18 protein-coding genes and 2 tRNA genes are annotated in these 19131 nt (G+C 73.8%); 13 read left to right on the top strand and 7 right to left on the bottom strand.

Annotated features, from left to right (window positions below):
- Positions 1-109 precede the first annotated feature (109 nt).
- Entirely contained in the window at positions 110-1798 is a 1689-nt protein-coding gene (locus IRQ30_RS14775; protein ID WP_193613761.1) for a hypothetical protein, read from the top strand.
- A 77-nt stretch (positions 1799-1875) separates the two neighbouring features.
- Here the strand turns inward: IRQ30_RS14775 and IRQ30_RS14770 are convergent, their stop codons facing one another.
- The 3 genes from IRQ30_RS14770 to orn form a co-directional block, all read right to left on the bottom strand.
- Positions 1876-2379, bottom strand: a complete 504-nt coding sequence (locus IRQ30_RS14770) for a DUF5709 domain-containing protein (RefSeq protein ID WP_193613759.1) — start codon at positions 2377-2379, stop codon at positions 1876-1878.
- A 155-nt stretch (positions 2380-2534) separates the two neighbouring features.
- Positions 2535-2610, bottom strand: a tRNA-His gene (locus IRQ30_RS14765).
- 58 nt (positions 2611-2668) lie between these two features.
- Entirely contained in the window at positions 2669-3304 is a 636-nt protein-coding gene (gene orn, locus IRQ30_RS14760) for an oligoribonuclease (RefSeq protein WP_193613757.1), read from the bottom strand.
- A gap of 89 nt (positions 3305-3393) precedes the next feature.
- Between orn and IRQ30_RS14755 the strand changes: the two genes are divergently transcribed.
- The 3 genes from IRQ30_RS14755 to IRQ30_RS14745 all read left to right on the top strand — a co-directional run bounded on the left by IRQ30_RS14755 (position 3394) and on the right by IRQ30_RS14745 (position 5720).
- Positions 3394-3867 carry a MauE/DoxX family redox-associated membrane protein gene (locus IRQ30_RS14755; protein WP_193613755.1) on the top strand — a complete coding sequence of 158 codons (474 nt, stop codon included), beginning with the start codon at positions 3394-3396 and terminating at the stop codon, positions 3865-3867.
- Between the two features lie 4 nt (positions 3868-3871).
- Positions 3872-4645, top strand: coding sequence for a DsbA family protein (locus IRQ30_RS14750; RefSeq protein WP_338089719.1), 774 nt, complete (start codon positions 3872-3874; stop codon positions 4643-4645).
- A 61-nt stretch (positions 4646-4706) separates the two neighbouring features.
- On the top strand, positions 4707-5720 hold the full coding sequence (locus tag IRQ30_RS14745; RefSeq protein WP_193613753.1) for an adenosine deaminase: 1014 nt from the start codon (positions 4707-4709) through the stop codon (positions 5718-5720).
- Positions 5721-5784: 64 nt separating this feature from the next.
- Here IRQ30_RS14745 and IRQ30_RS14740 read toward each other — a convergent pair whose 3' ends face one another.
- Complete coding sequence (locus IRQ30_RS14740; protein ID WP_193613752.1) at positions 5785-6546, bottom strand: PIG-L family deacetylase; 762 nt, start codon at positions 6544-6546, stop codon at positions 5785-5787.
- 65 nt (positions 6547-6611) lie between these two features.
- Between IRQ30_RS14740 and IRQ30_RS14735 the strand changes: the two genes are divergently transcribed.
- From IRQ30_RS14735 to IRQ30_RS14710, 6 genes are all read left to right on the top strand, one after another.
- On the top strand, positions 6612-7268 hold the full coding sequence (locus tag IRQ30_RS14735) for a response regulator transcription factor (RefSeq protein WP_193613750.1): 657 nt from the start codon (positions 6612-6614) through the stop codon (positions 7266-7268).
- Between the two features lie 100 nt (positions 7269-7368).
- Positions 7369-8394: an acyl-CoA dehydrogenase family protein gene (locus tag IRQ30_RS14730; RefSeq protein ID WP_227467608.1), complete on the top strand. Its 1026-nt coding sequence runs from the start codon at positions 7369-7371 to the stop codon at positions 8392-8394.
- Positions 8391-9743 carry a PIG-L family deacetylase gene (locus IRQ30_RS14725; RefSeq protein ID WP_193613748.1) on the top strand — a complete coding sequence of 451 codons (1353 nt, stop codon included), beginning with the start codon at positions 8391-8393 and terminating at the stop codon, positions 9741-9743. The genes IRQ30_RS14730 and IRQ30_RS14725 overlap by 4 nt, the downstream gene beginning before the upstream one ends.
- Entirely contained in the window at positions 9740-10444 is a 705-nt protein-coding gene (locus tag IRQ30_RS14720; RefSeq protein ID WP_193613746.1) for a glycosyltransferase, read from the top strand. Before IRQ30_RS14725 ends, IRQ30_RS14720 begins: the two co-directional genes overlap by 4 nt.
- A 13-nt stretch (positions 10445-10457) precedes the next feature.
- Positions 10458-11222, top strand: a complete 765-nt coding sequence (locus tag IRQ30_RS24245) for an MOSC domain-containing protein (protein WP_338089718.1) — start codon at positions 10458-10460, stop codon at positions 11220-11222.
- Positions 11223-11243: 21 nt separating this feature from the next.
- Positions 11244-11942, top strand: coding sequence for a histidine phosphatase family protein (locus tag IRQ30_RS14710; protein ID WP_338089717.1), 699 nt, complete (start codon positions 11244-11246; stop codon positions 11940-11942).
- A gap of 10 nt (positions 11943-11952) precedes the next feature.
- Here IRQ30_RS14710 and IRQ30_RS14705 read toward each other — a convergent pair.
- Both IRQ30_RS14705 and IRQ30_RS14700 read right to left on the bottom strand, forming a co-directional pair.
- A tRNA-Arg gene (locus tag IRQ30_RS14705) sits at positions 11953-12029 on the bottom strand.
- An 81-nt stretch (positions 12030-12110) separates the two neighbouring features.
- Positions 12111-13289 (bottom strand): serine/threonine-protein kinase, encoded by a 1179-nt coding sequence (locus IRQ30_RS14700; protein ID WP_338089716.1) that lies wholly within the window; start codon positions 13287-13289, stop codon positions 12111-12113.
- Between the two features lie 84 nt (positions 13290-13373).
- Between IRQ30_RS14700 and IRQ30_RS14695 the strand changes: the two genes are divergently transcribed.
- Positions 13374-14312, top strand: a complete 939-nt coding sequence (locus IRQ30_RS14695; protein ID WP_193613742.1) for a hypothetical protein — start codon at positions 13374-13376, stop codon at positions 14310-14312.
- A gap of 481 nt (positions 14313-14793) precedes the next feature.
- On the opposite strand, the gene IRQ30_RS14690 is transcribed toward IRQ30_RS14695, so the two are convergent.
- Positions 14794-16230 carry an aminopeptidase P family protein gene (locus tag IRQ30_RS14690; RefSeq protein ID WP_338089715.1) on the bottom strand — a complete coding sequence of 479 codons (1437 nt, stop codon included), beginning with the start codon at positions 16228-16230 and terminating at the stop codon, positions 14794-14796.
- Between the two features lie 57 nt (positions 16231-16287).
- On the opposite strand from IRQ30_RS14690, the gene IRQ30_RS14685 reads away from it, so the two are divergent.
- The gene (locus tag IRQ30_RS14685; protein WP_193608305.1) at positions 16288-17409 is read left to right on the top strand and encodes a PrsW family intramembrane metalloprotease; all 1122 of its coding nucleotides are present in this window, start codon (positions 16288-16290) and stop codon (positions 17407-17409) included.
- The gene (locus IRQ30_RS14680; protein ID WP_227467607.1) at positions 17406-19127 is read left to right on the top strand and encodes a dynamin family protein; all 1722 of its coding nucleotides are present in this window, start codon (positions 17406-17408) and stop codon (positions 19125-19127) included. The genes IRQ30_RS14685 and IRQ30_RS14680 overlap by 4 nt, the downstream gene beginning before the upstream one ends.
- The last annotated feature ends 4 nt before the right edge of the window (positions 19128-19131 follow it).

Below are 19131 nucleotides of genomic sequence, written 5' to 3'. Positions count from 1 at the left end.
CTAGTCAGACAATCGTCGTGAACGCCAGCGCGCGAGGGGTGCGTGAGGGACGACGTCGAGGGGAACCGTGACCTACGTCTCACTCCATCACCGACTCGGAGGCTTCCCGATGGACCTCGGCACCACCAGTCCCCTCACCACCCCGGCGCTGGACCGCCGGACCATGTTCAAGGCCGCCGGCATCACCGGCCTGGCGGTGGCCGCCAGCCCGGCCGCGGAGGCGTTCGCCGCGCCGTCGGCGCCCAACCCCCGCCTCGACCCCTTCGACCTGAGCTTCGAGGTGGTGCGTCGCCAGCGCCCGGTCGACCTCGTGGCGAAGGGCTTCGTCCAGCTGCGCGACCGCTTCGAGCGCGACCACGAGCCCTACGAGCGGCTCTCGCCCACCGGCAGCAGGGGCACGATCGAGTTCGGTCCCCGGCGCCTGAGGGTGTCGGGCACGTCCCCGTTCTTCACGCTCTTCCGCTCCCAGACCCGTCAGCGCGCGCCGTACGCCGCCGTGGTGGTCGACGTCGCCGCGCGCGGCACCGGCCAGGGCACGGTGATGAGCGGGCTCGTGAAGGACGCCGACGACTACGTCGTCGCCTGGTACGACGGCGCCGCGGGCACGGTCGGGATCGACGTCTCGGTCGGCGGCACGGTGCAGACGCTCGGCACGGTGCAGGCCGACCTGCAGCGGCCGTTCCGGCTCGGGTTCGGGCTCACCAGCACCACCGTGGTGGCGCTCGTGGACGACGGCTCGGGCTTCCGACCGCTCGTGAAGGGCAACCTCAACGGCATCCTGGACCTGCGCCGCCCGGCCCTCCTGGCGCAGTACCGCAACGGCTTCGGCGCCCGCGCGGCGTCCGGTGCGGTGGTGCTCGACGGGGTCGTGGCCGGCTACTTCGGCCAGCTGGGCCTGCGCGACCCACACCTGGTCACCCGCGCCGACGGCACGCCGTACATCAAGGACAACCTGGCCTACCTCACCTTCACCCAGGCCGGGCTCGGCTTCTTCGAGACCGCCCACTGGGGCGTCTGGACGATGGACGTGCGGACCTTCGAGCTCAAGCAGGTCGCCAACCTGTTCTTCCAGCGCGACGGCAACAACACGGTGCTCGGCGACCACGCCGGCCACATCGTCCTCGACGAGGCCAACGACCGCTGGATCATCGCCAACAGCACGTGGGGAGACTTCACCGGCGAGAGCGTGCAGGTCAACTACCTCACCCTGCCCAAGCGCCGCAGCCCCCTGCGGGGCGTGCACGTGCTGCGCACCAGGAAGCTGCCGCTGCCGACGACCCAGCTGCCGTCCGCGGCCGTCGGGCAGTGGGACCCGCACCTGGTGCGGATCCGGCGTCGCTGGTACGTCGGCTTCGTCAACGCGCGCGCGTTCTTCAACTTCTACCCGGCCCTGGCCCGCAGCCGGCCGGGGGACGACTTCACGGACCTGCGGCTGGTCGGCGCCGACGACGCCAAGGTCGAGACCGAGGGGCCGGTGCTGCAGAAGTTCGGCGAGCGGTGGTACGTCATGGCGAGCAACGGCGACGCCTCACCGGCGGCGATCAAGGGGCAGTACCCCGTCTACGACCTCACGATGAAGCAGGTCGGCCGCCTGGACGCACCGCACCCGACGAACATCCCGTGGCCGATGGTGATCCCGGTGCCGCTGCGCAACCGGCGCACGAGGTGGCTGATGGTGACCTTCAACGGCACCCAGCTCAACGAGGACCTGCTGGGCTACGGCACGCACGGCGACCTGATCGTCATGCGGGCCGAGCGCGACACCCGCGGGCACCAGTTCCCGCCGATGCGGGGCTGAGCCGGACCGGACGGGCCCTGGCCACGAGCCGGGGCCCGTGGCCGGGGCCGTGACCGGGTTCCGTGCCGGGGGAGCAGTCAGGGCACGTCGTCGATGACGTGCACGGCCGCCTCCTCGGCGCCCGCGCCGGCGCCGTCGATGCCGACGTCCTCGGCGACGAGGTCCTTCTCGACGTCCTCGTGCGCGCCCTCGTCGGGGGCCACCAGGCGGCCCGCGCGGGCCTCGCCGACGGTGTCATCGGTCACGTCGCGGTCCAGGTCGGCGGCCTCGAGCTCGGCCTGCTCGTACGGGTCGGGCTCCGGGACCTCCTGCTCGACGCGCTGGTCGAGGGTCTCGCCGAGGCTCTCCTCCAGGGGCGTGTTGCCGAAGCCCTGGGCGGCCGACCACTTCTCCGGCGGGCTGTAGCCCTCGTCCATCGGCTCGGCCAGCCCGCGGTTGTCGACGAGGGCGTCGCCCGAGCTCTGCGGCTGGTCCTCGTCGTCGACGCTGTAGCCGTGGTAGCTCTCGCCCGACCCGTCCCCGGTGTCGTCCACGCCGGGGTCGGTGCCGATCTCCGCTGCGATGTCGCCGTTCTCGCTCATGGGTCTCCTCTGCTCTCGGACGGGGTGCAGGGATCCCGTACCCGTCCGGGCGCAGGAGCACGCCCCTCGAACCGGACGGAGGGCGCGCGGCGAGCAGGGCCCGGGAAGGCGTCGAGCCCCTGACCCGGGTGTCCGGGTCAGGGGCTCGATCACGCTGGGGTGAGTAACGGGACTTGAACCCGCGACATCCGCCACCACAAGGCGGCGCTCTACCAGCTGAGCTATACCCACCAGGTCGATCCGGGCGGCGCCTGCGGCGCTGTCAGGATCAGAGAGGAGTGTAGACGGATCAGGGCGCCGGGCTGGAATCGGGCTCGGCGATGCCGGTCAGCGCGCCGCCGTGACGCTCCGCGATCGGGCGCGCGGAGGCGGTGTCCGGGCCGGGCGAGGGCACGAAGACGGCCTCGCGGTAGTAGCGCAGCTCCTCGATGCTCTCCTGGATGTCGGCGAGGGCACGGTGGTTGCCGCGCTTGGCCGGGGCGGCGAAGTAGGCCTTGGGGAACCACCGGCGCGAGAGCTCCTTGATGGAGGAGACGTCGACGATGCGGTAGTGCAGGAACGAGTCCAGGTCGGGCATGTCGCGCGAGAGGAACAGCCGGTCGGTCGAGACGGTGTTGCCGGCCAGCGGCGGGCGGCTGCCGTCGGGGCAGTGCTCGCGGATGTAGGCGAGCACCTGCTCCTCGGCCTCGGCCAGCGTCACGCCGGAGTCCAGCTCCTCGAGCAGCCCGGACTTCTCGTGCATCGTGCGGACGAAGTCGATCATCTGGCCCAGGGCCTCGGGCGGCGGCTTGACGATGATGTCGATGCCCTCGCCGAGCACGTTGAGGTCGAAGTCGGTGACCAGGGCCGCGACCTCGATCAGCGCATCCGCCCTCAGGTCGAGCCCGGTCATCTCACAGTCGATCCACACCAGTCGGTCGCTCACCCGACCCACAGTAGTCCCGCCGACGTCCCGGAAATGCGGGACCTTCGCCTCTCAGTCTGGACTCAGGGTCGGCCCCTACTGTCGGGCACGTGAGGCAATGGCTCGGACTCGTGGCGCGTCTGGTGACCGGCGGGGTCTGGATCTACGCCGGCGCGGTCAAGCTGCCCGACCCCTACGCGAGCGTGCAGGCGGTGCGGGCCTACGAGCTGCTGCCGTCGTCGGTCGCGGAGGCCGTGGGCTACCTGCTGCCGCCGCTCGAGATCGTGGTCGGGCTGGCGCTGGTGCTCGGCCTGCTGACCCGCGGCGCCGCCGTCGTCTCGGCGGTGCTGTTCGTCGTGTTCATCGTCGGCATCGCCTCGGTGTGGGCGCGCGGCATGGAGATCGACTGCGGCTGCTTCGGCGGCGGCGGCTTCGACCCCGACGCGCGCTCGAGCTACCCGTGGGAGATCGCCCGCGACGCCGCGCTGCTCCTCGCGTCCTGCTACCTCGTCTGGCTGAGGCGCTCGCGCCTCGCGCTGGACAACCTGCTGTTCCGCCGTACGACGTCCCCCACCGGAGGCTGATCCCGTGTCCGACCCGACCAACCCGACCAACGCGGGCAGGCCGCCCAAGCCGACCAAGTCGCAGAAGGCGCAGGCGCGCGCCGAGCGCGCCGCCGAGCTGATCCGGCAGCAGCAGGCCGCCGAGCGCCGGCGCAACATGCTGGTCGTGGCGAGCGTGGTGGTCGCGATGGTGCTGATCGTCGGCGTGCTGTTCTTCATCAACGCCTCGCGCGACTCCGTCGACGACATCGACGCGGCCCCCGCGGGCAAGAGCGAGTGGGGCCTGACGATCGGCGACGCCGACGCACCGCACGACGTGATCATCTACGAGGACTTCCTCTGCCCCTTCTGCGGTCAGCTGGAGCGCGAGTCGAGCGAGGACCTCAACCGGCTCGCCGAGGCCGGCAAGGTCCAGGTTGAGTACCGCCCGTTCAACCTGCTCCAGGCCGACTACTCGGTCGCCGCCGCCAACGCGTTCGCGGAGGTGCTGGAGAAGGAGGGCCCGGAGGTCGCCAAGAAGTTCCACGACCTGCTCTTCGAGGACCAGCCGTCTGAGTCGGGCGAGCAGCCCGGCAACGACTGGCTGCTCGAGAAGGCCGTCGAGGCCGGCGCCGACGAGGCCACGGTCAAGGCCGGCATCGAGGGCGGGGGCCAGGAGGACTGGGTCGAGGGTGCCACCCGGGCCGCAGCCGACGCGGGCGTCAACAGCACGCCGATCATCCTGCTCGACGGGAAGGCCTACCAGGAGGGCCGCACCATCGAGGAGATCGCGGACAACCTGATCTCCGAGCTGGAGTGACGCCCGGCGGGGCGCGCCGGGGTTTGGCGCATCCGGCCGCGCTGCTGGCAGCATCGCCGAGATGAGCGACGACTTCATCGCCCGGCTGCCCAAGGCCGAGCTCCACGTCCACCACATCGGCTCCGCCTCGCCCCGCATCGTCAGCGAGCTCGCCGAGCGGCACCCCGGCACGGTGCCGTCCGACCCGGACGCGCTGCGGTCGTTCTTCGAGTTCCGCGACTTCGCCCACTTCATCGACGTCTACCTCGCGGTGGTCGGGCTGATCCGCACGCCGGAGGACCTGCGCTACCTCACCTACGAGATCGCCCGCGAGATGTCGGCGGGGCAGTCGCTGCGCTACGCCGAGCTCACCTGCACGCCGTACACCTCGGTGGCGGCGGGCATCGCGATCGAGGCCTACACCGAGGCCATCGAGGACGCCCGCCTCTCGGCCGAGCGCGACTTCGGGCTGGTGCTGCGCTGGATCTACGACATCCCCGGCGAGTCCGGGCTGCCGGCGGCGGACGACACGCTGCGCTACGCGCTCGACCACCGCCCCGACGGCCTGGTCGGCTTCGGCCTCGGCGGTCCCGAGATCGGGGTGCCGCGCCCGCAGTTCGAGCCGCACTTCACCGCCGCCCGCGCCGCCGGGCTGCACTCGGTGCCGCACGCCGGGGAGACCACGGGCCCCGAGACGGTCTGGGACGCCCTCCGGCTGCTCGGCGCCGAGCGCATCGGGCACGGCACGTCGTCGGCGGCCGACCCGGCACTGCTCGCGCACCTCGCCGAGCACCGGATCCCGCTCGAGGTCTGCCCGTCCTCCAACCTCGCCACCCGCGCGGTCGCGACCCTCGACGAGCACCCGCTGCGCGCGTTCGTCGACGCCGGGGTGGTCGTCACGATCAACTCCGACGACCCGCCGATGTTCGGCACGACGCTCAACCGCGAGTACGAGATCGCCGCCCAGCTGCTCGACCTGGACCGGCGCGGCGTCGCCGACCTGGCGCGGACGGCGGTCGAGGTGTCGTTCGCGCCCGAGGACGTCAGGACCCGGGTGCTGCGCGAGATCGACGACTACGTCTCCACGCGGGCCTGAGGCGCTTCCTCGGGGCAGAGACATGGCCCCGCACTCTCATACAGTGCGGGGCCTGGTGCTTGTTCTATCCCGCGGCGGCGAGCGGATCGGGGACCTCGACGCGTGTCGCGACGAAGTGCTCGTGGGCTCCGGAGAAGTGGGCCAGCACCCGGCCCGGGAGGGTCGGCCGCTGGTCGGGACGACCGGGGCGGGGTCCGAGCTGGCTGGCGTGGCACTGGATGGCCGCGGTCTTGGCGTCGTGGGCGTCGGGGCCCAGCGTGAGGCACACCATGTCCTCCCACGGGGCCGTCGACGGGTCGCTCTCGCTCCAGAACCACACGGGGTACTCCACCAGCGTCGCGCCCGACGCCTCCGCCGCCGCGGCGGCCGCCCGGCCCGCGGCGTCGTGGTCGGGGTGCCCGTCCCGGCGCCAGGGCGCGGCCACCAGCGTGGCGGAGGCGTCGCCCAGGAGCTCGGTCAGCGACGTGGTGACCTGCGGCTCGCAGTCGGCCACGCCGCCGTCGGGCGCCCCGAGGAACACCAGGGGCGTGTCCGGCGCCAGCCGGGCGAGGGCGTTCTCCATCTCGGCCAGCCGCAGCGTCGCCAGCGCGTGGCGGGTGTAGCCCTCCGACGGCGACTGCGACGCCTCGCCGGCGGTCAGCAGGACGACGTAGACGGGGATGCCGCGGGCGTAGGCCGTCGCGATCAGGCCGCCGGCGCCCAGGCTCTCGTCGTCGGGGTGCGCGGAGACGACCACCAGCCGGCGGTACGGCGTGAGGTCGAGCTCGGGGACCCGGGCGTAGTGGGCATGGGAGCGCCACTCCGCGGAAGTCGTGGGGGCCCGCACCGTGACAACCTACGAATTGCGCGGTAATGACGCTTCCTCCCCGCGGGTGAAATACGCTTCGGCTCATGGAACACCGGACGAGGCCGATCAGGGTCGCGATCGTCAACGACTACGAGGTCGTCGTGGCGGGGGTCGCCGCCATGCTCGACGGCTTCGTCGACCGCGTCACCGTGGTCGAGATCGACGCCGGGCTCCCGGTCTACAGCGACGTCGACGTGATCCTCTACGACACGTTCGGGCAGGTGCAGGGCGACGGCGTCGACCTGGAGGACCTGGTCCGCGGCGGCGACGCCAAGGTCGTGATCTACAGCTGGAACACCCAGCCCGAGCTGGTGGACCGCACGCTGCGACAGGGCGCCCACGGCTACGTCTCGAAGTCGTTCACGGCCGAGGAGGTCGTGCAGGCGGTGGAGGCGGTCGACCGCGGCGAGGTCGTGCAGCCCGGCGCCGAGCCGGAGCCGGTCCGCGCGGCCGGGGCGTGGCCGGGCAAGGAGCACGGCCTCAGCGTGCGCGAAGCCGAGGTGCTCGCTCTGATCGCCCAGGGGCTCTCCAACCAGGAGATCGCCGACCGGTCCTACCTCAGCATCAACTCCGTCAAGACCTACATCCGCACGGCCTACCGCAAGATCGACGTCACCCGTCGCTCGCAGGCCGTCGCGTGGGGCATGACCCACGGGCTCTCGCCCGACCAGCTGCGCGTGATCGACCCCGCCCGCGGCTGACGCGGATCCGCCCGGATGGAGCGGGGCGGGTCGGGGTACCTGGACTGGTTCGCCTCTCTCAGGAGCCCTCATCGCCTCTCCGTCGTACCCGGCGCTGCCCGTGCGCCTGGACTTCCCCGACCACCCGTCCACCGACGTCGACCCGCGGCTCGAGGCCCTGCCCGCCGCGGCTGCCGCGGCCGCCGACGGGGGCGTCCCGGCCGCGATCGAGCTCGCGCGCGAGCTCGGGGCCTGGCTGCCCGCTCCGGGCAAGGACACCCGTCTGCGGTGGGAGGCCCTGGCGACCGTGGCCGCGGTCGACCTGTCCGTGACCCGGGTCGTGGAGCCGCACCTCGACGCTCTCGCGATCCTGGACGAGGCCGGCCTGAGCGACGGGTTCAGCGCTCCGACCTGGGGCGTCTACGCCGCCGAGGGTCCCGGGATGCGCGTCGTTGCCACGGCAGGTCCCGGAGGGGTGCAGCTCTCCGGCACCAAGCCGTGGTGCTCGCTGGCCGGCAGCCTCGACCGCGCGCTGGTGACCGCGTGGGTCGACGACTCCCGGCGCGGCCTGTTCGCGATCGACCTGCGCCACCCCGGCGTGCGCACCGTGGAGGAGCCGTGGGTCGGCCTCGGGCTGCGCGACGTGACCAGCGGTCCGATCGAGCTGGACGCCGTGCCGGCGCAGGAGGTGGGCGGCCCCGGGTGGTACCTCGAGCGCGACGGCTTCGCCTGGGGTGGCATCGGGGTCGCCGCCGCGTGGTTAGGCGGGGCGGTCGGGGTCGCGCGCCGGATGTTCGAGCAGGTGGCCCACCGCGCGCCCGACCAGATCGCGCTGGCCCACCTCGGCGCCGTGGACGCACGGCTCGCGGCCGCCGCCGCCCTGCTGGGTCGTACGGCGGACCAGGTGGACGGCGGCTCGCTGGCCGGCGATGCGGCGGGCCTCGCCGCGCTGCGCGTGCGCCAGGTCGTCGCCGACGCGGTCGACGACGTGCTCACCCGCGCCGCCCACTCGCTCGGCCCCGCGCCGCTGGCCAAGGAGCACGAGCACGCCCACCGGGTGGCCGACCTCCAGCTCTACGTCCGCCAGCACCACGCCGAGCGCGACGCCGCCGCCCTGGGCGCGCAGCTGGTGCGGGACGTGACGTGACGCTGCCGCTGGACCCGCCCGGGTTCCGCCACGACGTCGCCGGCACGTCGGCCGCCGACTGGGACCGCCACCTGGGCGCCGACGTGCCCCGGGCGCCTGACCTGACGGCGTACTCGCGGGTGGTGGTGCTCGCGGCGCACCCCGACGACGAGTCGCTGGGCGCCGGGGGACTGATGGCGACGGCGGCCGCGCAGGGGCTGGAGGTCGCGCTGGTGCTCTGCACGCTCGGCGAGGCCAGCCACCCGGACTCGGCCACCCACACCCCGGAGCGCCTGGCGGCCCTGCGCCACGGCGAGGCCGTGGCCGCGCTCGCGGAGCTGGCCCCCGTGGCGACCCCGAGGGTGCTCGGGCTGCCCGACGGGGGAGTGGCAGCCGCCGAGGACGCGCTCGCGACGCGGCTCGTCGAGGTCGTGGGCGACGGCCGGGACACGCTGCTGGTCGCCCCCTGGCGCCGCGACGGTCACCCCGACCACGACGCCGCCGGCCGCGCGGCGGCCACGGCGGCGGCGCGCACGGGCGCGACGCTGTGGGAGTACCCCGTCTGGGCATGGCACTGGGGGCGGCCCGACGACGCGCCCTGGTCGCACCTGCACCGCCTCGAGCTGAGCGCCGCGGCGCTCGGCGCCAAGCAGCGCGCCATGGCCGCCCACGTCTCGCAGGTGGCCCCGCTGTCGGCGCAGCCGGGGGACGAGACGCTGCTCGGCCCGGACCTGCTCGCGCACTTCGCCCGCCCCTCGGAGCACTTCGTCCTCGAGCCGCCGGTCGACGAGGCCCTCGACGACCTGCACGCCGACGGCGCCGACCCGTGGGGGGCGGACTCGCGCTGGTACGAGCGGCGCAAGCGGGCGCTGCTGCTCGCCGCCCTGCCGCGCGACCGCTTCGAGCGCGGTCTCGAGGTGGGCGCATCTCGCGGCGCGCTGGCCCGCGACCTGGCGGCGCGGTGCGACAGCCTGCTGGCGCTGGAGCAGGGGGTGCAGGCGGCGTCGTCCGCCCGCGAGCAGCTGGCCGACCTGAGCCGCGTGGAGGTGCGCCGCGCCTCCGTCCCCGACGAGTGGCCCGACGCCCGCTTCGACCTCGTCGTCTTGTCCGAGGTCGGCTACTTCCTCAGCCCGAGCGCCCTCGACGGTCTCGTCGACCGGCTGTCGGGGTCGCTGACCGACGACGGGGTCGTGGTGCTCTGCCACTGGCGGCACCCGGTGGAGGGCTGGGTGCTGGACGGCCCCGACGTGCACGCGGTCGTGCGCGCCGCCGCCGCGAGGTCCGCGCTCCCGCCGGTGGCCGCCTCCTACGTCGACCGCGACGTCGAGCTGCTGGTGCTGGCGCGCGACTGGCCGGAGCCGACGCGGTGACTCTGCTGGAGGAGCTGCACGTCGTCGTGCCCGCCCGTGACGAGCGGCTGCTGCTGCCCCGCTGCCTCGACGCGCTGGGCGTCGCGGCGCTCAGCCTGGCCCAGCTGCGCGACGCGCCGCGGGTGACGGTGACCGTGGTCCTGGACCGCTGCACCGACGGCACGGCCGAGGTGGTGCGCGACCACCCGGTCAGGATGGTGACCACCGACGTCGGCAACGTCGGCGCGGCCCGCCGGCTCGGAGTGGCGTCGGTCCTGGCGTCGACCGCCGGGCTGTCGCCGCGCTCGGTGTGGGTCGCCTCGACGGACGCCGACTCGGTGGTCCCGGAGCGCTGGCTGCGTGACCACGTGGCTGCTGCGGCGGCCGGCGCGCAGGTGGTCACCGGGCCGGTGCTGCCCGATCCCGGCGACCTCGGCGCGCAGCTGCTCGACCGCTGGCTGGCGCTCCACGGCCCGGACGCCGCGGCGAGGGTCGTGCACGGCGCCAACCTCGGCTTCCGCCTGGACTCCTACCTCGCCGTCGGCGGCTTCCGCACCCTGCCGGAGCACGAGGACGTCGTGCTGGTCAGCGCGCTGGTCGCCGCCGGGGCGCGGAGGGGTGCGGTGCCGACCGTCCTCACGTCCGGGCGTCGGCAGGGACGCACCCCGGGTGGCTTCGCCGGCTACCTGCGGCGGTTGGCCGACGAGCCGACGGGCGCGTGACAGGATCGGGGTCGTGCGCGTCGTCTCCCTGGGCCTGACCCCCGTGAAGGGCCTGCGGCACCTGTCGCTGTCCTCCGTCGAGCTCGACGACCACGGCCCGGTCGGCGACCGGGCCTTCTGCCTCGTCGACGTCGAGCGACGCACCGTCCTGCGGACGATCACGCACCGCGCGCTGGTGGCGGCCACGACGTCCTGGGACGGCACGACGCTCGGCATCGAGCTCCCCGACGGCCGGCGTGCCGACGGCGTGCCGGCGCTCTCGGGCGAGCAGGTCACCTGCGACTACTGGGGCCGCTCGGTCGCCCACGAGCTCACCGACGGTCCGCACGCGGAGCTGCTGTCGTCGTACCTGGGCAAGGACGTGCGGCTGGCCGCCGCGCCGCGCGGTGGAGCCGTCTACGGCGCCCCGGTCAGCCTCGTGACCACCGCGTCGCTGCGCGACGTCGAGGAGCGCACCGGGCGCACCGACGTGCTGGCCACGAGCAGCCGCTTCCGGATGACGATGGTGGTCGACGCCGACGAGGAGCCCTACGCCGAGGACGGCTGGTCCGGTCGCGAGCTGTCGCTCGGCGACGCCGTCGTCCGGGTCAACGGCCCCGTGGGCCGCTGCGCGGTCATCGACCTGGACCCCGCGACCGGCCTCAAGGACGGCTCCCTGCTCAAGGCGCTGAGCCGCTACCGCCCGGCCACCGACGGCGAGCCGTGGCTGGGCGTCGACGCCCACGTGGTGGTGCCCGGCACGGTCACGGCCGCGGAGCCGGTTGCCCGCGAGAACTAGGGTTCCCGACGTGTCCGTCCCGTGCCCCGTGAGTCCGTCCCGGTGAGGCGGCTGCTGCTCCTGCGGCACGGCCAGACCACCGCCAACGTCGCCGGCGCGCTCGACACCGCCGTCCCGGGAGCCGACCTGACCGAGCTCGGGCGCCGGCAGGCCTCGGCCGTCCCGGCGGCGGTGGCGCACGAGGACGTCGACGCGATCCACGCCTCGACCCTCGTCCGCACCCAGCAGACCGCCGAGCCGCTGGCCGCCGCCCGGGGACTGGAGGTCCGCGTCCTCGAGGGGCTGCAGGAGATCGCGGCCGGCGACCTCGAGATGCTGCTCGACGAGGCGTCCCGCGAGGCCTACGCCGAGGGCCTGCGCCGCTGGATGCTGGGAGACCTCGACGCCGCGCTGCCGGGCGGCGAGAGCGGGCACGCGTTCCTGGCCCGCTACATCGCCGCCCTGAGGCAGGCGACCTGCGCGCCGGGCACCGGCACCGTCGTGGTGTTCAGCCACGGCGCCGCCATCAGGGTGGCGGTGTCGTCCTTGGTGGGCCTCCCGCCGGCCGAGGCCGTCGACCTGAGCATCGCCAACACCGGCGGCGCCCTCCTGGAGCGCAGCGACGACCGGTGGTCGCTCGTGCAGTGGACGGCGACGCCGATCGGTGGCGCGGAGCTCGACGACCCGTCGGCGGCCGACCCGACAGGCGACGACGTGACGGACGAGACCCAGGGCCGCTGAGGCTGGTCGCTGGCGCCCCCGGCAGGATTCGAACCTGCGACCGGCGGATTAGAAGGCCGCTGCTCTATCCAGCTGAGCTACGGGGGCGGGTGACCGGAGGCCGGTCGGGTCGTCAGTATGCCGCAGCGGGCGGGGCGCAGACTCCCGGGCGTGGTCGGTGAGCGGGGCTCAGCCCTTGCCCTTCCCGTTGCCCTTCCCCTGGCCCTTGCCCTTCTTCTCGTCCTTGTCGGGCTTCCCGGTGTCGTCGGCGGGAGCGGAGTCCTCGGCCGGGGGCTCGGCCTCCTGCTCGGTCTCCTCTGCGGGCGCCGAGTCCTGCGGCGAGGAGGACGGGGTGGTGGCGGCGGGCGTGGTCCGCGTGGGCGGGACCTGCTCCTCGGGGTCGTCGTCACCCCCACCGCCCGCGAGGGCGGCCACGACGAGCAGCAGCACCAGCGCGACGCCGGCGGCGCCGGCCGCGCGCAGGTGGGTCGGTACGGCGGCCAGCCGGGCCGCCAGGGACGGCGACGCGGGCGCGACCGCGGGCAGGCGCCGTACGGTCTGGTCGCCCGGCTCGAGCACGCGGGTCGCCCCCGCCTCGTCCAGGCCGCGCAGCGCGGCGGCCACCTCGGCCCCCGAGGGCCGCTCGGCCGGGGTGCGTGCGGTCATGCGCGACAGCAGGTCGCGCCACGGACCCGACAGGGACGTCGGCAGCTCCGGGTCGCGGTGCAAGCGGGCGAGGGCCGACTCGGTGGGGCTGCCGGGGAACGCGCGCCCACCGGTGAGCACCTCGAGCAGGACCAGCCCGAGCGCGTAGACGTCGGCGGCCGGCGTGAGGTCGTCGCCGCGCACCTGCTCGGGGGCGAGGTACGCCGCCGTGCCCATCGCCTGGCCCGTGCGGGTGTGCCGGACGGTGTCGCCGAGCAGCCGCGCGATGCCGAAGTCGGCGAGCTTGACGCGGCCGTCGTCGCCGAGGAGCACGTTGGCCGGCTTCACGTCGCGGTGCACGACGCCCTTGGCGTGCGCGTAGGCCAGCGCGTCGGCGACCTGGGCGCCGACCTCGGCGAGCTCGTCCGGGACCATGGCGGTGGCGCGCTGGGACAGCGTGTCGCCCTCCACGAGCTCCATCACGAGGTAGGGCTGGTCGGTCGTGGTGCCGGCGTCCAGCACCATCACCAGGTTCGGGTGGCTCAGGCCGGCCAGCATCCGCGCCTCGGAGGTGAACCGCAGCCGGTCGGTCTCGCTGTCGGCGGTCTCGCGCATCACCTTCACCGCCACCTCGCGGTGCAGCACCCGGTCGGTGGCGCGGAAGACGTCGGCCATGCCACCCGTCCCCAGACGTTCTCCCAGGTCATAGCGGTCGGCGAGCACCCGCGAAGGGTCTCACGCGCGGCGTGGCGTGCGAGACTCCGACTCGGCGGCGACCAGCGACGAGCGACGTAGGAGACGAGGCCGATGACGGACGAGATCGTCGATGCCACCCCGGAGCAGGTCGTGGCCGTGGCCGAGCAGATGCGGTCGCTGCCGTGGCCGGAGGGCGACGAGTGGCTCGAGTGGGAGATCGACGGGCTCGAGGGCCAGACCAGCTACCTGATGCACGTGCTGCCGCTGGCAGCCACCGAGGACGCCGCCGCCCTCGAGGCCTTCGTCGCGCGGCTCACCACGGCGGCCGACAAGCGCTGGGTCGCCCGCTACCGCTTCGACGCGATGCGCTTCACCGACGACGCCGACACCGACCCGGCGGCGTACGACCACCGGAGCGCGCCGGCGGCGCTGGTGCGGTCGCTGGGCGCGGAGACCGCCCCGTGGTGGCCGCTCGGCCAGGACGCCGCGGTGCTCGTCGACGGCTCGGACGCCCCCGAGCGGCAGGTCAAGGCCGCCGTCCTGGTGCTGCCGTCGCGGTGGCTCAAGGGCCCCCCGGCCGCCGAGGTGACCGCCTCGTCGCCGCTGGTCGAGGACTTCCTGTCCGCGGACACCGGACGGGTCATGCACGCCGTGTGGGAGGTGTTCGCGACCCGCGACCCGGCCGTCCTGGGCCCGCTGGAGAGGTCCGTGGTCGCCATCGACCGGGCCACCGAGGACCTCGATCTCGGCGGGATGCTCGCGTCCAACGGCACGCACCTCGCCCACGCCCTCCACCGGATCCGCCTGTTCGGGAAGCGGCAGTGCCTGTGCGCGGCCTACCCCTCGCACCAGTTCTACGACGTGGAGAAGGAGGAGGCCCGCCGGCACGTGCGCGTCGTGGGCACCGTGCCCAACGACCGGCAGTGGGTGCCCGACCGCATCTGCGAGTGCCTCGCCTGCGGCCGGCGGTTCCAGGTCGAGCAGGGGGAGTACCACTACCCGTGGTGGGACTGGACCGACCTCGGTCCGCGGGACACGACGCCGGCCTGAGAGCTTGCCGGTGGTCGAGCGGTGAGGAGCGTCAGCGACGAGCGCCCGTCGAGACCCCAGCACCCGAACGCCGACCGACCCCACGGTGGTTGAGGTGCGAGCGCAGCGAGCCTCGAAACCACCTGCAGTGTGCGGGGCTGAGGTTGGCCCGCGCGCGTAGCAGCCCGGGTCTCGGCGTCAAGGAGCTTCGCCCGCTTCGCGGCGCCCTTCGGGCGTCCTTGACTCCGAGCCTCTCCCGGGCTGCTGGGACGGCGCACGGGCGGCGGCGGCTTCGCCGCGCCGCCCGCCAACAGCGCGGGCCCTGCCTATCGGTCATCAGCGTCGGCAGTTCGAGCTCAGGCCCGGCCTCGCCACGCTTGGTCTGCCCGGTGTGGTGACGAACTGCCGACGCTGAGCGCCGGTCCGCGCACCACCAGTCACACCAGCCCCAGCAGAAGTGATGCGCGCGGTGCGCACAGTGTCGTACCGAGCAAGTGCGCGGTCAGCTCCGCAGCGAGCCCATCCACTCCTCGACGTCGGCGGCGGCGCGGGGGAGCGAGGCGGACAGGTTGCGGGAGCCGTCGGCCGTCACCAGGATGTCGTCCTCGATGCGGATCCCGATGCCGCGCAGCTCCTCGGGGACGAGGAGGTCGTCCTCCTGGAAGTACAGGCCGGGCTCGACGGTGAGGACCATGCTCTCGGCGAGCGTGCCCTTGGCGTAGGACTCGGGGGAGGCCTGGCCGCAGTCGTGCACGTCCATGCCGAGCATGTGGCTGGTGCCGTGGAGCGTCCAGCGCGCGTAGACCTTCGACTCCGGGTCGAGCGCCTCCTCGGCCGAGACCGGCAGCAGGCCCATGCCCTCCAGGCCGTGCGCGAGCACGGTCATCGAGGCCTGGTGCACGTCGGCGAACGCCGTGCCGGGGCGTACGGCGTCGATGCCGGCGTCCTGCGCGGCCAGGACGAGCTCGTACAGCTCGCGCTGGAGCGAGGTGTAGGTGCCGTCGACCGGCAGGGTGCGGGTGACGTCGGCGGTGTAGAGGTTGCGTCCCTCGACGCCCATGTCGAGCAGCACCAGCTCGCCGGGGGTGATCGGTCCGGAGTTCTCGATCCAGTGCAGCGTCGTGGCGTGCTTGCCGCCGCCGACGATGGAGTCGTAGCCGATGTCGTTGCCCATGGCGCGGGCCCGCCGGAAGAACGTGCCCTCCAGCCACCGCTCGCCGTACTTGAGGACGTTGTCCCACTCGCGCACGGAGTCCTCGAAGCCGAGCGCGGTGATGTCGCAGGCCTCCTGCAGCTCCCCGACCTCCCAGTCGTCCTTGAGCAGGCGCATCTCGGACACGACCCGCGCGAAGTCCGCGTCGAGACCGGTGTCGCCCGGGACCAGCGCGTCGACGGCCGCGGAGACGCCGCGGTGGACCCGGGTCTTGCCGGGGGCGGCGAGCGCGTCCGGCAGCGAGTCGATGTGGCGCACCTCGATGCCGAGCGAGGAGGAGATCTCGTGGGCGGAGGGGCGTCGGCCGGCCCACAGCTCGCCGTAGGCGCGGTCGCGGAAGAACTCGTCGGTCTCGCGCGACGAGCGCGGGCGGGCGTAGAGGACCGCGTCGCCGTCCTCGACGACCAGGACGGCGTCGCTGGTCTGGTTGCCCGAGAAGTAGGTGTGGGCGGTGTCGGGGCGGAAGCGGTAGTCGGTGTCGTTGGACCTCACCTTGAACGTCCCCGCGGGCAGCACCAGCCGCTCGCCGGGGAAGGTCTCGGCCAGGCGCGCGCGACGGGCCGCGGCATGGTCGGTGACGGGGTGCGGCGGGAGGTCGAGCTCGCGGTCGCCCCAGCCCTGCCGCATGAAGGCGGAGTACGCCGGCGGCACCGCCGGGTCGTGGGACTCGATCTTCGGCTCGCTGGTGTCGAGCTCGTCCTGCGGGGCACTGGTCTGGTCGCTCACCCGGTCACTCTACGCCGCGGAATCAGCCGTACGGACCCCTGACGATAGGCTTTCGACATGCCCACCCCACGCCGCGACAGCATCGCCTTCACGGTCGTGGTGACCGTGCTGGTGGCCGTCGGGGCGCTGGCGATGCTGGCCATTCTGGCCCTCTCGGGGGCCCCGCGCATCATGTTCCTCGCCACTCTCCTGGCCGCCGTGCCGGTGGGCCCGCTCGTGGCGTCGTACCTCTGGCTGGACCGCTACGAGCCCGAGCCGAAGCGATTGCTGGCCTACGCCCTGCTCTGGGGGGCCTTCGTCGCCACGGTCGCCGCGATCCTGGTGGGCGGCGTGGGCGGCATGGTGGTCGGCTTCACCGACAACCAGTCGCTGGCGATCGTCGCGCCGGTGACCGAGGAGGCCAGCAAGGGGATCTTCCTGCTGCTGCTTCTCTGGTGGCGCCGGGCCGAGCTCGACGGCATCCTCGACGGCATCGTCTACGCCGGGATGGTCGGCATCGGCTTCGCCTTCACCGAGAACATCCTCTACCTGGCGGCCGCCTACAACGGCACCGACGGCCAGGCGCCCGGCGGCATCGCGGGCGTGACGACGCTCTTCGTCATCCGGTGCCTGCTCAGCCCGTTCGCCCACCCGCTCTTCACGACCTTCACCGGCATCGGCATCGGCATCGCCGTGACCACCCGCAGCCCCGCGCTGCGCTGGCTGGCCCCGGTCGGCGGCTACCTCCTCGCGGTGCTCGCGCACGGCCTGTGGAACGGCTCGACCATCTTCGGGGTCGCGAGCTTCGCCGGCGTCTACCTCGTGCTGATGCTCCCGGCGCTGGTCGGCGTCATCTGGCTGGGCGTCTGGATGCGCCGCTCCGAGCGGACGATGCTCACCGCCGCCCTCCAGGACGCCTCGCACCGGGGCCTGATCCCGGCCACCGACATCGGGTGGGTGGTCGACCTGCGCGCCCGGCGCGCGGCGCGCGCCCACGCCCAGCAGTACGGCGGTCCCGGCGCCCTGGCGGCCATGAAGGACTACCAGCAGGCCGCCATCGAGCTCGGCTTCCTGCACCACCGGCTGCTGCGCGGGACGGCTCCCGCCGACTACCAGCTGCGCGGGCAGGACTACCTTGCCCGCATCAACGCCGTGCGCCCGAGCATCGCGTTCCCCGGACAGGTGGTGCCCACACGATGAGCGAGACCAACAGCGAGATGCTGACGGCGCTCATCCGGCTGCGCGGCGCCCTCCAGGACGCGGAGCTGCCGCTGGAGCTGCCCGGCATCGAGGAGCAGCGCACCGCCCGGCGCGAGATGATCGACCAGCTCGAGGACTACGCGATCCCGCGCCTGATGACCATCGAGGCGCCCCTGCTCGCCGTCGTCGGCGGCTCGACCGGCGCCGGCAAGTCCACCCTGGTCAACTCGCTGGTCGGCAGCCGGGTGACCGTGCCGGGCGTGCTGCGACCCACCACGCGCTCGCCCGTGCTGGTCCACCACCCCAGCGACGTCGAGTGGTTCGGCCAGGACCGCCTGCTGCCCGACCTCGAGCGGGTCACGCACCCCACCAACGACCCCGACGCGCTCCAGCTGGTCGCGACCGAGGCGGTGCCCGCCGGGCTCGCGATCCTCGACGCGCCCGACGTCGACTCCGTCGAGGAGCGCAACCGCCAGCTCGCCGCCCAGCTGCTGGCCGCAGCCGACCTCTGGCTGTTCGTCACCTCGGCCGCGCGCTACGCCGACCAGGTGCCGTGGGGCTTTCTCAAGCAGGCCGCCGAGCGCTCCACCGCGGTGGCGATCGTGCTGGACCGCACGCCCGACGAGGCGATCGAGACCGTCTCCACCCACCTCGCCCGGATGCTGGCCAGCCGCGGTCTCAAGGACTCGCCGCTCTTCACGGTCACCGAGGGCAAGGTCGACGACCAGGGACTGCTGCCGGCCCACCACGTCGCCGAGATCCGGGGCTGGCTCGAGTCGCTCGCCTCCGACGTCGACGCCCGCGGCGCCGTCGTCAAGCAGACCCTCGACGGGGCGATCCGCACCATCGCCCGTCGTACGTACGGCGTGGCCGACGCCCTCGCCGAGCAGGGCGACGCCGCCACGCGGCTGCGCGCCGACGCCGACCGCGCCTACGACGACGCCATCGCCGCCATCGTCGCGGCCTCGGCCGACGGCACCCTCCTGCGCGGCGAGGTGCTCGCCCGCTGGCAGGAGTTCGTCGGCACCGGCGAGCTGCTGAAGTCGCTGGAGGACAAGGTCGGGTGGTTCCGCGACCGCGTCGTCAACGCCATCAAGGGCAAGCCGCAGCAGGCCGAGCGGGTCACCGTCGCGGTCGAGTCGGGCCTGGAGACCCTCATCCTCGAGCACGCCGAGGCGGCCGCCGAGCGCGCCGAGGCCTCGTGGCAGCAGCTGGCCGCCGGCCAGGGTCTGCTCGCCGCGGCCGACCAGGACCTGGGCCGCGCGTCGCGCGACCTGCGCCGACGGGCCGAGCGCGCCGTGCGCGACTGGCAGCAGGACGTCCTGGAGATGGTCCGCTCCGAGGGTGCCGACAAGCGCAGCACCGCCCGCTTCCTCGCCTTCGGCGTCAACGGCCTGTCCGTGGCGCTGATGATCGTGGTGTTCGCCCACACCGCGGGTGTCACCGGGGCCGAGGCCGGGATCGCCGGCGGGTCCGCCGTGCTCGGCCAGAAGCTGCTCGAGGCCGTCTTCGGCGACCAGGCCGTGCGCCGCCTCGCCGAGCGCGCCCGCCGCTCGCTGGAGCAGCGCATCACCGAGCTCTTCCGGGCCGAGCGCGACCGCTACGTCGTGCTCGTGGAGTCCCTGGGCGTCAAGCCCGGGGTGCCCGACCAGCTGCGCGACGCCACCCGTCGCATCGATGACCTCAGGTATGCCGAGTCGAAGAGAGGGGCAGAGTGACCTC

The organism is Nocardioides lijunqiniae (genome assembly GCF_015024225.1).
Taxonomy (GTDB): domain Bacteria; phylum Actinomycetota; class Actinomycetes; order Propionibacteriales; family Nocardioidaceae; genus Nocardioides; species Nocardioides lijunqiniae.
This window is presented reverse-complemented; position numbering and strand designations above follow the sequence as displayed.